This is a genomic window from Ruegeria sp. E5 (assembly GCF_056534105.1).
In genome coordinates this window covers 821,711-836,441 of record NZ_JBQFPA010000001.1, presented here as the reverse complement: position 1 = coordinate 836,441, position 14,731 = coordinate 821,711, and the positions used below count along the sequence as shown (strand labels likewise).

Genomic DNA, 14,731 nt, shown 5'->3' with positions numbered 1-14,731 from the left:
AATACAAAAATATTGTAAGTCTGGGCTTGTGGGATTTGTTATTTTGTTGCGCAAAATGACGCAGGTCGAGAAATATCCGCGAAAATTCGCCGTACATTGGTGGGCGATCGGGTGATCAACAGTGGTCTGATTGCGTCAGGCCCATGTCTGAAACAGACCAGAGCAGCGCCCGATGCTGAGGCAGGCTGGTGAAAACAGCGCTAAATCGGGAGGTCAGACATGCTGCACGATCTTGTGGATCTGGGGCGCTATCCGATCGATCGGCCTGATTCATACGGGTACAGGCAGCTGATCGCGGACCTGAGGCGGGATCTGGAAGTTGATGGATGTGCGGTCCTCCCCGGCTTTGTGCATGAAGATGGCCTAGGGAAACTGATCGCTGAAGCCGATCACGTCGCTCCCAAAGCGCATCGCTCGTTCAATCGCACGAATGCCTATTTTACGCAGGATGATCCCAGTTACGGGATCGGTCATCCAATCCGACGTTTTTATGACCGATCAAACGCCTTTGTTCCGGCTGACAACTTCCCTGTCACAAGCCCGCTGCGGCGTATTTATCAGTATGAAGGTTTCATGCCTTTCATCCGCATGGCTTTGAACGAGCCGGAGGATCGGTTCTTCCGATATGATGACCCGTTGGCGGATGTGATCATCAATGTGGTCGAGAAGGGAGGCGGCTTTCCGTGGCATTTTGACACCAATAATTACACCGTGACGCTGGCAATCCAGAATGGCGAGGAGGGCGGTGCATTCGAATACGCACCCAATCTGCGGACCAGTGAAGACGAGAATTTCAAAGGCGTCGCTGCGATTTTGGATGGCAGCAGGAGGGGCGTACACCAACTGGAACTGCAACCGGGCGACCTGCAGATATTCAAGGGGCGCTATGCCTTGCACCGGGTAGCGCCGGTTGAAGGACAACGGAAACGCTATGTTGGTATCTTTTCGTTTGTCGAAACCGAAGGCATGTGTGGTGGGGTGGAGCGGACCCGTCAACTCTATGGCCGTGTGCTGCCGCATCATTATGAGCGTGAAGGGTTGCGGGGTGATCAACTGCTTGACTGATTTGTGCTAGTCTCGGGCCCGAGGTTGGAAGAGGGCTGTTTTGATGCAGATATTACAACTTACACCATTTGTCCTTTGTTCTTCTTTGGACGCGCAGATTGAGTTCTACACTCAGCAGCTTGGGTTTTCCTGCACATTCAGGCAGGACAATTATGCCTTTTTGCGCCGTGATCCTGTGGCGATCCGATTATTGGAATGTCCACCGCGTCAGGATGGGCGCGCATTGGGGGATGAGCAGTCGTTCTATGTTGACGTCAAAGGAATCGACAGCCTGTTCGAAAGCCTGCGCCCCGGGTTGGAGGAACTGCCTGAAGGGCGGGTGTGCCCGCCATTCGATCAGCCCTATCAGCAGCGCGAATTTCATGTCCTCGATGAAGACGGGACTTTGGTGTTCTTTGGTGAAGATATCAGTGAACGCGGCAGCGGGTAGTGCTCCCGCCCGACTTCAATGTGCCGTTGGCACATCTCCTTCGGTTGGACCGGGCAGCGCGTTTCGCGCTGCGGTCATAGCCCGGGGCTGGTGCCCTGCAGGACGCCATGCTCCAGGGCATAGCGGGTCAAGCCGGCGGTCGAGGAGATGCCAAGTTTGCGCTTGATGTTCTTGCGATGCGTCTCAACCGTGCGCACCGAAATGTCCAGCGCCAGTGCCACCTCTTTGTTGGATTTACCTTGCGCCAATTCCAGCAGGATTGTCTGTTCCCGGCCGGTCAGCGCCTCGCGCGTGTTGCCGTCCTTGGGCTCCAGCGAGCCGCTGGCCCCGGTACAAAGATACCGCTCGCCCCGCATCACGGCATCGATGGCTTGCTTGATCTCTTCGGTGGGAACGTCCTTGAGGATATAGCCTTTGGCGCCGTGGCTGAGCGCGGTTGAGATGTATTCGGGACTGTCATGCATCGACAGGATCAGAACGCGGGTTTTGGGCAGGCGCTCCAAAATGATCTCGGTGGCGTTCAACCCGCTCAGGCCGGGCATGTTGAGATCCATCAGGATCACGTCCGGCTGCAGGTGGGTTGCTCGATCGACAGCTTCTTGTCCGTTGGAAAGTGTGCCGACAACTTCGATCTCATCATAGCTTTCCAGCAGAGACTGAATGCCTTCGGCGACCATGGGGTGATCGTCGACAATAAGGACCCGGATGATTGAGTCGGACATCAGATACCGGCCTTTCGTTTTGGCGTTGGGTCTTCCTGTGGTGGCAGCATATGACTGAGCGGCAAGCTGACCTCAATCACGGTGCCGCTGCGCCCGCCGCGCGATGAGAGGATGCGTAAAGTGCCGTCAAGCTGTTCGATCCGTTCCTGCATGTTGCGTAGCCCGATCCCGGTGCTGACATGGCCTGGTTCGTTCCGCAACCCGCGACCATTGTCTGTAATCCGCATCGTGGCGCCTTTCTTATGACCCCGCAGGTCAATGGTAACACGGGTTGCTCCCGAGTGGCGCTCGATATTGGTCAGGGCTTCCTGCGCAATACGGTAGAGGGCGATCTTGCTGTCTTGATCCAATCGGTTTCGGAACACCACGGTTGAGAAATCGGTTTCAATACCCGTGCGTTCACTGAAATCGTCGGTCAAAGCCTTGAGCGCTGGCCCAAGCCCCAGATCATCCAGAACACCCGGACGCAGGTCGCGGCTGATGCGGCGAACCTCGGTGATGGCGGTTGCCAGATTGTCGATACCTGTTTGCAATGGTTCCTGCGCCGACTCGTCATCCCCGCGGATCAGACGTCGTCGGGCGTTGTCCAGTGCATAGCGTACGCCAACAAGAATCTGGCTGATGCCGTCATGCAATTCGCGGGCGACGCGCCCGCGCTCTTCTTCCTGAGCGTCCAATACCCGCTGTGTCAGTTCCTTAAGCTTGGCATCAGCCAGCCGGCGTTCGCGGAAGTTCAGCAACATGCCCGAGGCAAAGACGATCAGAACAGCGGCCAGAACAATGCCTCCGATATAAAGGAAGGTGCGCTGCACGCGCGCCTCAACCTCAGCACGGGCATTGGCGACGGTGGCGACGATGTCATCGATGAACACACCCGTGCCCACCACCCAGCGCCAGTCCTGCAGGCCAACAACATAGGCGATCATCTGAGCCTCTTCACCGGTCGATGGTTTTTGCCACATAAAGCTGTGCCAGCCCGCGCCCTGTCGGGCGAGCGTGATGAACTCATCCACAATCGGGGTGCCATCGCTGTCGGTCAGATCGGCCCAGTTGCGATTGATGAATTCAGTCTGGCGCGGGCTGACGAGGTTGTTGCCGTCATAGTCATAGACAAAGAAGAACCCGTCCTTGCCGTAAATCATCGCCGACAGAATCTGGGTCACGAGGTTTTTTGCGATTTCGTCATCCGGGGAGGCGCGACCGTAAATATAGGCAAACCCGTTCCGCGCCTGGGTCACGTAATTACGCAGCTCTTCTTTTTTGGCTTCGATCAGGCGGCGCTCGAGGGCCTGTATCTCACTCTCGGCGGTCGCGCGCGATTCATAAGCGACCACCATTGCAATGGCCGCAACCGCTGCGATCAGCGGGATTGCGGCAACCAGCGACAGTTTTTGCGCATAGGTTAGCGAGATTAGGTTCCGGATTCCTCCCATGTTCGAATCGATACGCAAGCTGCCGGCAAATTGCAAAAAATTTGGAAGAACACAGTGCTCGGCCACAGTGATTTGGGCGCGAGCGGGTAAAATCAACCGGATTTGTGCTTTTGAATGTGGAAAAACCCGACTGGCTACGTAGTAGTAGGTATTCACATTCATGTGTGTGGAACTAGGCTAACGCGCACTAGAAACGATCGACCCGGCATCACCCGGGGAATGAATATGAAGGGGAGGATCACTCATATGGATCGTCGTAAGTTTCTGAAAACATCAGCACTGGGCGGCTCGGCCGCTGCAGCCACCACGCTGGCAGCGCCCGCCTATGCGCAAGGCAAGCGCACGCTGACTATGGTCACCTCGTGGGGCCGTGGCCTCGCAGGTGTGTTCGACAGCGCGCAGCGTTGCGCCGACAGCATTACCACAATGTCGGATGGCGACCTGAACGTTGAAATCAAAGCCGCCGGTGAACTGGTTGGTGCCTTTGAGGTGTTTGACGCGGTATCGTCCGGTCAGGCCGATATGTACCACGCGGCAGACTACTACTTTGTGGGTCAGCACCCGGGCTATGCATTCTTCACCGCTGTTCCGTTCGGCATGACCGCACAGGAACTGGTGAACTGGTACTACCATGCCGGCGGCATGGAGCTGCATGATGAACTGGGCGAAATCTTCGGCCTGAAATCCTTCCTGGCCGGTAACACTGGCGCGCAGGCAGGTGGCTGGTACTCGAAAGAGATCAACAGCCCCGAAGACTTTAACGGCCTGAAATTCCGCATGCCGGGTCTGGGTGGCAAGGCGCTGGGCAAACTGGGCGCATCCGTTCAGAACATTCCGGGTTCGGAAGTGTATCAGGCGCTGTCGTCCGGTGCTATTGACGGAACCGAGTGGATCGGTCCCTGGGCTGACGAAAAAGCGGGTTTCCAGGAAATCACCAAAACCTACTACACCGCGGGCTTCCATGAGCCGGGTGCGGGTCTGTCGCTGGCCACCAACCGCGAGGTTTATGACAGCCTGTCCGCCGCGCAGCAGAAGATCATCGAGATCGCAGCTGCCGAGTGCCACCAGTGGAACCTGGCACAATTCCTGGCCAACAACGGTGCAGCGCTGCAGCGTCTGCAGGCCGGTGGTGTCAAGGTCATGGAATTCCCGGACAGCGTTTGGGACGCGTTTGGCGCAGCCAGCCAAGAAGTTCTGGACGAAAACATGGGTGATGAGTTGTTCAAGCGCATTCACGACAGCGCTATGGAGTCGATGGCAGCATCGTCGGCATGGAACAACCTGTCGTCGGGTGTCTACACCTCGCAGCGTGACCGCGTACGCGGCTAAGCAATCCGCTCAATGCAATCGGTTCCCCCGTCATCGGGGGAGCCTTTCCTGTTGCACATAAGCGGCCCGGACATGCCGTCATAACCAAACGTGCAACCGATGCGACCTGGGGACAACATGCAGGACGAAAACGGTATCTCGTTCTTCGGCGCCCTGTGGAATGGACTGGTCTGGTTCATTCAGAACATTGCCGAAGCCTTCTATAATTTCGGATACGCCATCACGCATCCGCAGCTCTGGCTGGACTGGTCGAACAAAGAAGCAATCATGCGCTTTGTTTATTATGGCGGGTCGGTCGAGTTCTTCTTCGTGATCTTCGCGCTGTTTCTGGTGCTGACGGCCATTGGTCTTTACTATCGGAACTTCATGTGGGGAATGGTGCGCGGGCTCGAGGGCTTCGCCAATACCACTGGACGCTTCTTTGCGTGGGCGGGATTGCTGATGGTAATTCAGCAGATCGTTATCGTATTCATGCAGCGGGTGTTCACACGGCCGGATATGTCCTTTGGGCTGGGTATCCCTTTTCAAATGGATATCAGTTGGTTCGCCGAAGAACTTAAACTCTACAACGCCATGGTTGTGTGCCTTTGCTGCACCTACACATTCGTGCAGGGCGGCCATGTGCGCGTTGACTTGATTTATGCGGGCATCAGTCACAAGGCCAAACGCGTCGTTGATATGTGCGGGGCGGTTCTGTTCATGATGCCCATGGCCGTTCTGACCTGGATGTATGGATGGTACTTCATGTGGCGGCACCTGATCGTGCCGAAACCCTCGGCCAGTGACACGCTGGATAGGCTTGTGGCCAAGTCCCGAGCGCTGCGTTGGAACGTGGAAACCATCGGGTTTAGTCCCAACGGGTTCAACGCCTACTTCCTGTTCAAAATCCTGCTGGTGGCCTTTGCCGCCATGGTATTCCTGCACGCGATTGCGTTCCTGTATCGCTCGTATCTGGAATACGTGGAAGGGCCGGAAAGTGAAGGAAAATACCTCGACAAGGACAGCCTTGGCGAGGGTGAAGAAGCCTACGAAGGCGCGCATTAGGGACGGAGAACCAGACAATGCTATTCGGACTTGATGGCGTCGAGATAGGCCTCATTATCGTATTTTTCTGCCTCTTCGGAGGCATTCTTTCGGGTTTCCCCGTGGCCTTTGCCATCGGTGGGGCCGGGGTGATTTCGTTCGGGATTATCGCTGCATTGGATAGTGCCGGACTGTTGATCCACCAGGCGATCGACACCGGCTCGCAAGCCTACCGCGACGTGGTGAATTCTGGCGTCAAACCTGATGTGATATCCGTGTTCCGATACCCGGATTTGCCAAGGATCGCCGAGCCGGTCTTTGTACAAGGCTGGGAAACCGCGCTGGACCGGAATGTTTCCTTCATCGTGAACCGCATGAACGAACGTGTTCTGGCCGGGCAGTCGATCGAGACGCTGCTGGCGGTGCTGATGTTCGTTCTGATGGGCATCACGCTGGAGCGTTCAAAAATTGCAAACGACCTGCTGACCACGATGGCGCGCGTCTTTGGCCCGCTGCCCGGTGGCCTTGCGGTCTCGATTGTGGTCGTGGGCGCGTTCCTTGCTGCCTCGACCGGAATCGTCGGCGCGACCGTTGTTACCATGGGACTGTTGGCCCTGCCGACCATGCTGCGGAACAACTATTCGCCGGAATTGGCGACAGGTGTGATCGCGGCCTCGGGTACGTTGGGGCAGATCATTCCACCCTCCATCGTGATCGTTCTGCTAGGTACACTGGCTGGCGACCTCTATTCGACCGCGCAGGAAACGCGCGCGGTTGAGGCCGGGTGCACCGACGCGCTGACCTATCTGGGCGAGCCTGCAGTTGTTTCGGTGGGTACATTGTTCCAGGCGGCGTTGCTGCCTGGGATCATGTTGGCGCTGCTCTACGCGCTTTATGCCTTTGGCTATGCGCTGTTGAACCCGGAAAAGGCCCCGGCAGTTGAATTGTCGGGAGGCTCGGGTGAAACCATCACGCGCTCGGAAGGGCTGACCTGGCTGCTGGGCGCTCCGGTTGCTCTGATTGTTGGCGCGGTGCTTTTGGGAAGCGCGGGAGTGATTGGCAGCCAGAACATCTCGGTCTCGGCATTTACGGATATCGGGCAGGGCGCCTCGCTGCGCACGAACGTGTCCGAAGAGTGTAAGGCTTCGATGATCGAACTGCATGGGCAATCAGCCTGGGATCAGGCCGTGGCCGAGCAGGAAGCGATTGACGAAGCAGGTGGTTCGTCCGAAGCGCAGCGTCTGAGCGAAGAGGAACTGGCTGCTGCGCAAGAGGCCAAGATCGCCGCTGCAGCGCCAATTGGCAACGGTGTCGCCGTGATTGTGGTACTGCTGGGTCTGACACTGGTGCTGGGTCGCGGAATCGCACCGTCGCAAGCGCCGCAGCCTCTGATCGTCGGAGCGATTGGCCTGTTGCTGATGCTGTTGGTCGACGTGTTGCTGATAGCGCCAACGACTTCGTCCGGGGCTACGTTCCTGATACTCGCCATACCTTTTGCGCTCGCAATGCATGGGTGCAAAGAAGCTGCCGCCCGTTGCGCGACCAATGATCTGATCCGTGTGGTCTTCCCACCGCTGGTGCTGATCATCGCGGTGTTGGGTTCGATTCTTGGCGGTGTCACCAACCCTACGCCGGCTGCGGCACTGGGGGCGGGTGGAGCGATCATGCTAGCGGCCTATCGGAAACTTCAGGATCAGAACCGGTCGGGCAAAGTGATCATCTGGTCAACCTTCGCAGTGATCATCGCACTGGTGATGGGGGTGAACTTCGATCTGCGCATCAATCAGGGCAATGTTTCGGTTGAAAGCTGGATCGCGTTCATCATCGCCTATTCGGCCTACCTCTATGCGCTGTTCGGCTTGATCTACGGCTGCTGGGTGCTGTTCTCAAGCGGGGTTCTGACACCGGTGGTGCGTGAGACAGCGAAGGTGACGTCGATGGTCTTCACCATCCTGATCGGATCGCAACTGCTGAACCTGGTGGTGATTTCCTTTGGTGGAGAGCACTATATCCAGCAGTTCCTGCGCAGCTTTGATAATGAATTCACGGTCTTCCTGATAGTGATGCTGGTGCTGTTCATTCTTGGCTTTGTGCTGGATTTCCTTGAGATCATCTACATTGTGATCCCGATCGTGGGCCCCGTGATCTATGGCGGATCGTTTGATCCGAAATGGGTGACCATCATGGTGGCGGTGAACCTGCAGACCTCGTTCCTGACGCCTCCGTTCGGATTTGCGCTGTTCTATCTCAGGGGTGTTGCGCCGAAAGAGGTCACCACTGGCCACATCTATCGCGGCATCATACCGTTCGTGATCATTCAGGTTGTGGGCATCGCAATCCTGTGGTTCTTCCCGTCGATTGTAACCATCGTTCCTGACCTGATCCCGAACTGATCTGTCGCTTAGACTGACGAATACGGAGGCCCATTAGGGCCTCCGTTTGTTTTTCAGGAATTCGGCTGTGGGTGTGTCAGCCTTTCAAACTCCGCTTCAGTGGCATGATCGATTGCAAGGTCTGTGGTCTCGACAAGTCCGGCATTGGGATTGTCGAACGTGGCCTTGTCCAGCTTGCCGACCTTTTGCCCGACAATGGTGGTCACCACCGCATCGCCAGTGACATTCACAACCGTCCGCATCATATCGAGGATCCGGTCGACGGCCAGAATGATGCCGATGCCTTCCAGCGGCATACCCAACTGGTTCAGAACCATCGCCAGCATCACTATCCCCACACCGGGCACACCTGCCGTGCCGATTGAGGCCAGAACCGAGATCGAAATCACAGTCAGATAACCGCTCAACCCCAGATCGATGCCATAGGCGTTGGCCAGAAATACCGTCGCCACACCATGCATGATTGCGGTGCCGTCCATGTTGATCGTCGCCCCTAGGGGAATACCGAACGAGGCCACGGAACGGTCAACGCCGACGCGCTGCGTCACGCATTGTAAGCTGGCCGGAATTGTTGCGTTCGAGCTTGAGGTCGAGAACGCAAACACCTGCGCCGAGCGCATCTTGCGCAGGAATACCCGAGGGCTCAGCCCGGTCGTAAAATACAGCAGCGCCATCAACGTGACACACAGATGGAATACCAGCGTCAGGCTGATCGTGGTCAGATAGCCGATCACCGGTCCGAATAGGCCAAAGCCCTCCATCGCAAAGGTTTTGGCAATCAGGCTGAAGACGCCGATGGGGGCGAAGGCCATGACGATATTGACGATCTTCATCGCCAGTTCATTCATGAACTCGCAGCCTTCCACAAAGGCCTTGGCGCGGCTGCCCATCATTAGCACTGCAATACCAACGACCATCACGTAGAAGATGATCTGCAGCATCTCACCATTGGCCAACGCGTTGATCGGGTTCTTGGGAATGATGTTTGCCAGTATTTCCCAAGTGGTCTGCGGGTTGGCGACGCTTACGCTATCACCGGCCAGATGCAGGCTCGTGAATCCGGTGCCCGGCCCAATGAGGCCCGCAAAAATCAAGGCAGTTGTCACGGCCAAGGCGGTGGTGGCCAGATAGGTAACGAAGGTCAGCCCTCCGACACGGCCCAGCAATTTGACATCGCCAATGCCGACAACGCCGCACAGCAGTGAGAACACAACCAGCGGCACAACAAGCATCTGAAGTGCATTAAGGAACATTTGCCCAAACATGGACAGCACACCCTGCACAAGTGTTGCGTTGAGCGCAGCGATATCGAGATAGTTCAAGACCAGACCAAAGATCGAGCCCAAGGCGAGCGCGACCAGAATCTGGGTCGTCAGCGTGGCCGAAACCAGTCGGCGTGCGGCATATGTCATTTTCCCCCTCCTTCAGAACCTCTGCGACAGGGTGGGAGGCCTGCCGTAGCGACAATAAAGCCAGCCCGGTCAGCGTCTGATTGAGCTGCGGGTTTCAGGTTTGGGCTGGACGTTTAGAAGTGCGGCTAATTTGGTGACCTTGCGTCAACTTTCAATCGCACGGGCTGGGGAAGGTCGATTAAGATTGTTTAACAATTGGGCGCAGCATGGCGGAAGGTAGTTTAACGTGATGAAAAAAATGTATTTATTTTGTCGATACAGGTGCTGAAAATTCGATCAAATCCCAACGATTTCCGAAAGGATCCCGCCAGACTGCGACAATTCCATAGGGTTCATGGCGCGGGCGCTCTTCAAATCCTACGCCTGCTTCCAGCATCGCCGCGTGATCGCGGTAGAAATCATCTGTTTCGAGGAAAAAGCCAACGCGCCCACCGGTTTGATTGCCAACCGATGCGATCTGTTCCGCGCCCACAGCCTGGGCCAGCAACAACGAAGCACCATCCGAGCCCGGAGGCGTGATCCGCAACCAGCGTTTACCATCGCCCAGATCAATATCCTGCGTCAGAGTAAAGCACAGCACTTTGGTGTAGAACGCGATCGCTGCGTCATAATCCGGGACGACCAGCGTCACCGCATGAAGGCTCTGACGCATGATAGATTAACCTTTGGTGGGGTGGCGGTCAGGCAGTTGGATGTTGGCCACCTGCTCGGCAATCGGGGCCGACGAAAGGGGGTGGTGGGCCGTATGGTCACACTGCTCGGGATTTTTAATTCGCTGCCATTCACCCTGCATATAGACCTGCAAGCCCGCGAATTTGGCCTTGTATCCCATCTTGGGGCTGCCGGGCACCCAATAGCCCAGATAAATATAGGGCAACCCAGCCTCGCGCGCGATCTCGATATGGTCGAGAATCATGTAAGTGCCCAGCGAGCTTTGCTGGAACTCTGGATCGTAGAATGAGTAAACCATGCTCAGCCCGTCATCCAGTACATCGGTCAAACTGACGGCGATCAGCTCGCCGGTTTCGGGATCGGCATATTCTACGACTCGGCTGCGGATCGGGGTTTCCTCGATCATCGCGGCGAATTCGAAGACATCCATATCGGCCATGCCGCCATCCGCATGGCGCGCGTCCAGATACCGACGGAACAGGTCGAACTGTTCATCCGTTGCCCAGGGCGATGTTGCACGTCGGATCAAGTAGGAATTGCGCTTGTGGGCCCGTTTTTGGCTTTTGCTTGGCTGAAAGGCTGACACATCGATACGGGCAGACAGACAGGCGGCGCAGTCGGTGCAGGACGGGCGATACAGAACGTTCTGCGAGCGGCGAAATCCTTGTTGCGAAAGGCAATTGTTCAATTGATCCGCACCTTCCCCCTGTAGGGCGGTGAACAGTTTGCGCTCCATCCTGCCCTCAAGGTAAGGGCAGGGCTGGGGTGCCGTCACATAGAATTGTGGCGCAATTGGCAGCGTGTGTCGCATGAAGGTCCCGCATTTCCTCGGAACCGATGATAGCAACGGTTTTTGGCGCAGCCAAGTGTTTCACTCAGGTGTTTTTAGGCGCGCTGGTTGATCATCACGGTGCCGAGGAAGGCATCGGTCAGGCCCTGACAGCGGGCGCTGGTCATCATCATGATGACCGAAATGATCTGTAGTACCGGGATCGCCATGCTGACAAAGTAACCTGCCGTATGTGCAATGGCTTTCCCCGTATCCATTCGGGCGCCAAAGGCGTCACGCAATTCTATCCCCATGAAGCGCATCCCCAGCGTGGCCGAGCCGTTGGCGATGGTAACAACGCGATAGACAAAGCTGATGACTGCGTAGATCAGCGCCAATATGAAGAAGCCCATGCCAAAGGTCAGCAGAATCGCAACTGTACAGAGCAATGAGATAAAGGCGATGTCGAACAGCCACGCGAAAAAGCGCTTGGTCGCTACGGATTGGTAGAATTCGGGTTGGCTGTCGGGGTCAGGCAGATGAGGCATAGACTGTAATCCGGGTATTGTGCAGAAACACCCTGTCCCGATGGGCGGGACAGGGCAAGCCACGATTAGGCAGGTTGTTCGCCGTTTTCGTCATCACGATTATCGCGGGCGCGTTCATCCATGAACTCGTCGAACTCGGCCTTGTCCTTGGCTTCACGCAGGCGGTGCAGGAACGCCTCAAAGTCTTTCTGTTCGCGCTCCAAACGCGCCAGGGTGTCGGCCTTGTAGGCGTCAAACGCGATGTTGCCCGAAGGTTTCATGGCGCTCATGTGGCTGTTCCACGACGAACGGCGGCTGCAGGATTTGCTGAACATGCGTTTGCTCCAGATCATATAGGCAAGAAAGGCCAGGCCGATGGGCCAGAAGAAGATAAAGCCAAGGACCATTGCGGCGATCCAGGCGCCTTTTCCCTTGCTATCAAGCCAGGCTTCGCTTCGGTGCAGCCATCCCGGATTTTGGGGAACGGCGTGGTCGGACAATGCGGTCATGTGCTCTCTCCAGTTAGGATGTAAATGCTTTTCACATTACCAAGATGGGAGGGGGGATAGGTGGTTGCAAGGGGGTATGTGAAAAAGATTTACATTTTTCGGAATCCAGCGTCTGACCGGGCGGGTCAATCAGCGGGGTGAAGCGCGCCATGGTTTTATTCAAATTTCGACATGGATAATTGCAGCAAGTCGTTTTCTGGTTTCTTCGCTCACTGGTCCCCGGATCAAAGCCGCCTATCTGGGCGGAGAAGTGTGAGGACGCTGTGAAACTGCTTGTTGTAAATCTCAACACCACCGCCTCCATGACGCGAAAGATCGATGAAGCTGCACGGGCCGCTGCGCATTCCGAAACCACGATCATTGCCGCCAATTCGCAAGAAGGCCCCGCCAGCATTCAGGGCTATCTGGATGTCTCTACCTGTGTACCCGGTCTTCTGGAGGTCGTGAAGGCGCATGCTGATGCGGACGCAATTGTTGTTGCTTGTTTCGATGATACCGGAGTCGACGCCGTGCGCTGCGTCACTTCGGCGCCAGTCATCGGCGTTGGGGAGGCGGCCTACCACGCGGCGTCCATGATCAGTCCAAAATTTAGCGTCATCACCACTTTGTCCCGATCTCTAGCAGGGCTAGAGGCAAACTTGTTGCGATACGGCTTAGATCGCAGATGTGTCAGGGTTCGGGCTTCGGATGTGCCGGTTTTGAAGCTGGAGGAAAACGACCCCAAGACCATCGATATAATACGGGCAGAGATACGCGCCGCAATCGAAGAAGACCGAGCGGAAGCGATTGTTCTGGGCTGCGCTGGCATGACAGATCTGATGTCACAACTGTCCGAAGAGTTCGGCCTGCCGGTGGTAGATGGCGTTGCATGTGCCGTCACTTTTGCCGAAGCCCTTGTCAAATCCAGATTGACGACGTCAAAGCTTTGTTCTTATTCCTAGCCGGTTTTTTTAACTAATTGCGTCAGAGGTCGAGTGGTAGCAATGGCATGTTGCTTATCAAAATTGTTAATTGATGCGTTCAATCGTTGAAACTAGTTAATGCACAAGATCATTTGCCGCGGCGGATGGCAGGCAATGCGCAGGGCGCATGATTGAAATATTCAGCGCAACCTCGGGAAAGAATGCTCGAAAGACAACCGAAGGCGATTATTACTGCCCGTTGATGTATCCGCTCACGGTGGTCGGGTCGCAAAGACTATGGAAAAGCTCTTTTTCGACCAGTTAAGTCAGGGTGAAAGGCTCTGAGTTCGAAGCCGTGTTCGAACCGAGCTTACTACAGAACGAAGGCAACGAGGGTTGCGATCAGGTTCGGGTCCCCCAACTGAATCGCTGCCCTTGGGCGGCCTAATAGCGATTTGGTGTCCCGTGTATATCCTAGAATTACGGGCACAAAATCTGGGCTGGAGCATCAGCGTATATCTGCGTCCAGAAATTCAGTGCACGGCGACAACGCCTCATAGTAGGCATAGCCCGCTGGTTTGCCCTTGATCTACGCCAGCCGGTCCGACGCGATGTCCATGGCCCAGATGTCATTCATACGCTCAACCTCAGATCGGCTGGATCAGCGCGCTCAAATCAGCGGGGGTAACGCTCGACGAAAGGTAAGTGACGCATATGATCCGCAAAGGTCAAATCATACCCAGAACCTGTCCGTTTCATCAATTCGCTGAACCAGCCGCTTAACAATCTAAACCTTAGCAACGGACGCCACGAGGTTTCGCAGTTCACGAGTTTCCGTTGTCCAGTTTTGAAGCGTAATAGAAGGCAATCGCCTGCGCGCGGTTCTTGATCGACAGCTTGTCGTAAATGTTCGACAGATGGAACTTTACCGTGTTGGTCGAAATCTGCAGCTCTTTTGACAATTCCTTGTTAGACATGCCCTGCACCAGCGCCTCAAGGATAGCGAGTTCTTTGCGCGACAAAGTCTGCAACGGGTTTTGATGCATTTTGCGCACGTCGATATAGGGAAATACCATTTTGCCCTTAGCGACATCGACACAGGTTTCCAGCAAGCCTTCGACCTCGCCCGAACGCGGCGCGAACCCTGCGGCCCCGGCCTGCATAGCCTGACGCGGTACGTCCCCAGCCTCGTCCCCATAGACCACAAAGCGTGGCGCGTTGGTCTGCTCGCGCAGAACCTCAATCAGTTTTGCCGCGCCCAAAGCAGGAAGTTCCCAGGACACGATCCCCACCTGAACCGGCACCCGCATGACTGTGCCCAGAAATCCCTCGGCGGTCGCTGAAGTGGCCACCAGAGAGAATCGCGGGTCGCGCTCGAAGATCTCGGACATGGCCGACAGCACCAAAGGGTTGTTGTTGGCCAGCATGACATCAATGGGGCGTTGAGATGTGTCGGACATTGTTTTCCCGTCTGATTTTATCTAAACCTACCCATTTTGGTGGGAATGCTTTCAGTATACATTGGCATATTTACCAAAATGGGTA

14 protein-coding genes are annotated in these 14,731 nt (G+C 56.0%); 6 read left to right on the top strand and 8 right to left on the bottom strand.

The features are described 5' to 3' along the window. Window positions 1-219 precede the first annotated feature (219 nt). Together ACR0BI_RS04245 and ACR0BI_RS04240 are read left to right on the top strand one after the other, a co-directional pair. Window positions 220-1,065: a HalD/BesD family halogenase gene (locus ACR0BI_RS04245; RefSeq protein ID WP_170396586.1), complete on the top strand. Its 846-nt coding sequence runs from the start codon at window positions 220-222 to the stop codon at window positions 1,063-1,065. Between the two features lie 43 nt (window positions 1,066-1,108). Next, complete coding sequence (locus tag ACR0BI_RS04240) at window positions 1,109-1,495, top strand: bleomycin resistance protein (protein WP_480561374.1); 387 nt, start codon at window positions 1,109-1,111, stop codon at window positions 1,493-1,495. Between the two features lie 74 nt (window positions 1,496-1,569). Here the strand turns inward: ACR0BI_RS04240 and ACR0BI_RS04235 are convergent, their stop codons facing one another. Together ACR0BI_RS04235 and ACR0BI_RS04230 are read right to left on the bottom strand one after the other, a co-directional pair. After that, the gene (locus tag ACR0BI_RS04235; RefSeq protein ID WP_170396590.1) at window positions 1,570-2,217 is read right to left on the bottom strand and encodes a response regulator transcription factor; all 648 of its coding nucleotides are present in this window, start codon (window positions 2,215-2,217) and stop codon (window positions 1,570-1,572) included. Further along, the gene (locus ACR0BI_RS04230; protein ID WP_170396592.1) at window positions 2,217-3,650 is read right to left on the bottom strand and encodes a cache domain-containing protein; all 1,434 of its coding nucleotides are present in this window, start codon (window positions 3,648-3,650) and stop codon (window positions 2,217-2,219) included. The genes ACR0BI_RS04235 and ACR0BI_RS04230 overlap by 1 nt, the downstream gene beginning before the upstream one ends. 246 nt (window positions 3,651-3,896) lie before the next feature. On the opposite strand from ACR0BI_RS04230, the gene ACR0BI_RS04225 reads away from it, so the two are divergent. The 3 genes from ACR0BI_RS04225 (at window position 3,897) to ACR0BI_RS04215 (ending at window position 8,395) form a co-directional block, all read left to right on the top strand. Beyond that, window positions 3,897-4,979, top strand: coding sequence for a TRAP transporter substrate-binding protein (locus tag ACR0BI_RS04225; RefSeq protein ID WP_170396967.1), 1,083 nt, complete (start codon window positions 3,897-3,899; stop codon window positions 4,977-4,979). A 117-nt stretch (window positions 4,980-5,096) separates the two neighbouring features. Continuing rightward, window positions 5,097-6,023: a TRAP transporter small permease subunit gene (locus ACR0BI_RS04220; RefSeq protein WP_170396594.1), complete on the top strand. Its 927-nt coding sequence runs from the start codon at window positions 5,097-5,099 to the stop codon at window positions 6,021-6,023. A 17-nt stretch (window positions 6,024-6,040) separates the two neighbouring features. Then, window positions 6,041-8,395, top strand: coding sequence for a TRAP transporter large permease subunit (locus ACR0BI_RS04215; RefSeq protein ID WP_170396596.1), 2,355 nt, complete (start codon window positions 6,041-6,043; stop codon window positions 8,393-8,395). A gap of 53 nt (window positions 8,396-8,448) precedes the next feature. Here the strand turns inward: ACR0BI_RS04215 and ACR0BI_RS04210 are convergent, their stop codons facing one another. From ACR0BI_RS04210 to ACR0BI_RS04190, 5 genes are all read right to left on the bottom strand, one after another. Beyond that, the gene (locus tag ACR0BI_RS04210; RefSeq protein ID WP_170512093.1) at window positions 8,449-9,807 is read right to left on the bottom strand and encodes a dicarboxylate/amino acid:cation symporter; all 1,359 of its coding nucleotides are present in this window, start codon (window positions 9,805-9,807) and stop codon (window positions 8,449-8,451) included. Window positions 9,808-10,051: 244 nt separating this feature from the next. After that, window positions 10,052-10,459, bottom strand: coding sequence for a VOC family protein (locus tag ACR0BI_RS04205; protein WP_480561375.1), 408 nt, complete (start codon window positions 10,457-10,459; stop codon window positions 10,052-10,054). A 6-nt stretch (window positions 10,460-10,465) separates the two neighbouring features. Next, window positions 10,466-11,290, bottom strand: coding sequence for an arginyltransferase (locus ACR0BI_RS04200; RefSeq protein ID WP_170396602.1), 825 nt, complete (start codon window positions 11,288-11,290; stop codon window positions 10,466-10,468). Between the two features lie 74 nt (window positions 11,291-11,364). After that, a complete protein-coding gene (locus ACR0BI_RS04195) occupies window positions 11,365-11,796 on the bottom strand; it encodes an RDD family protein (protein ID WP_170402989.1) in 432 nt (143 codons plus the stop codon). A gap of 65 nt (window positions 11,797-11,861) precedes the next feature. Beyond that, a complete protein-coding gene (locus ACR0BI_RS04190) occupies window positions 11,862-12,284 on the bottom strand; it encodes a DUF2852 domain-containing protein (protein ID WP_480561376.1) in 423 nt (140 codons plus the stop codon). A 263-nt stretch (window positions 12,285-12,547) separates the two neighbouring features. Between ACR0BI_RS04190 and ACR0BI_RS04185 the strand changes: the two genes are divergently transcribed. Continuing rightward, window positions 12,548-13,225 (top strand): aspartate/glutamate racemase family protein, encoded by a 678-nt coding sequence (locus tag ACR0BI_RS04185; RefSeq protein ID WP_480561377.1) that lies wholly within the window; start codon window positions 12,548-12,550, stop codon window positions 13,223-13,225. Window positions 13,226-14,010: 785 nt separating this feature from the next. Here the strand turns inward: ACR0BI_RS04185 and ACR0BI_RS04180 are convergent. Further along, window positions 14,011-14,646, bottom strand: a complete 636-nt coding sequence (locus ACR0BI_RS04180; protein ID WP_480561378.1) for a LuxR C-terminal-related transcriptional regulator — start codon at window positions 14,644-14,646, stop codon at window positions 14,011-14,013. Window positions 14,647-14,731 lie beyond the last annotated feature (85 nt).